The sequence below is a fragment of the Rhodococcus sp. 05-339-2 genome (assembly GCF_002258965.1).
Classification (GTDB): Bacteria; Actinomycetota; Actinomycetes; order Mycobacteriales; family Mycobacteriaceae; genus Rhodococcoides.
This window is the reverse complement of record NZ_NOYW01000010.1, coordinates 1-801: the sequence shown is the minus strand read 5'-3', so window position 1 is coordinate 801 and position 801 is coordinate 1. Positions and strand designations below refer to the sequence as shown.

The window sequence follows — 801 nt, the reverse complement described above, 5'->3', positions numbered from 1 at the left end:
TCATAGTGGGATGTTTCCGTGTTTCTTGGGTGGGAGGGTGACTTGTTTGCGTTCGAGTAGTCGTAGTGCGGTGACGATCTGGCCGCGGGTGTGGCTCGGGGGGATGACGGCGTCGAGGTAGCCGCGTTCGGCGGCGATGTAGGGGTTGACGAGGGTGTCTTCGTATTCCTGCTGCAGCGTCAACCGGAGGGCGTCGACGTCGTCACCGTTCTTCGCAGCTTCGAGCAACTGTTTGCGGTAGACGAACCCGACCGCGCCGGAGGCTCCCATGACCGCGATCTGCGCGGTCGGCCAGGCGAGGTTGACATCGGCTCCCATGTGCTTGGACCCCATCACGTCGTACGCCCCGCCGTACGCTTTGCGGGTGATGACGGTGATCTTCCCGACCGTGGCCTCGCCGTAGGCGTAGAGCAGTTTCGCGCCGCGTCGGATGATGCCGTTGTATTCCTGCCCCGTCCCGGGCAGGAACCCGGGCACATCGACCAGGGTGATGATCGGGACGTTGAAGCAGTCGCAGGTGCGCACGAACCGCGCTGCTTTCTCGGAAGCATCGATGTCGAGGGTGCCCGCGAACTGGGTGGGTTGATTGGCCACGATCCCCACCGACCGGCCGTCGATGCGCCCGAACCCGACGATGATGTTGCGGGCCCGCCCTTCCTGGACTTCGAGGAATTCGTCGTCGTCGAGGATCCGACGAATCACCTCGTGCATGTCGTACGGGGTGTTCGGTGAATCGGGGATCAGGGTGTCGAGTTCGAGATCCTCCGCGGTGAGCGAGTCCTCGATCGACCCGACGACCGG

The 801-nt window shown here is 63.8% G+C and carries 1 protein-coding gene; it reads right to left on the bottom strand.

Features of this window, described 5'->3' with window-relative positions:
- A partial coding sequence (locus CH273_RS09475; protein ID WP_306436884.1) for an acyl-CoA carboxylase subunit beta occupies positions 1-801 on the bottom strand: 801 nt, incomplete at its 5' end.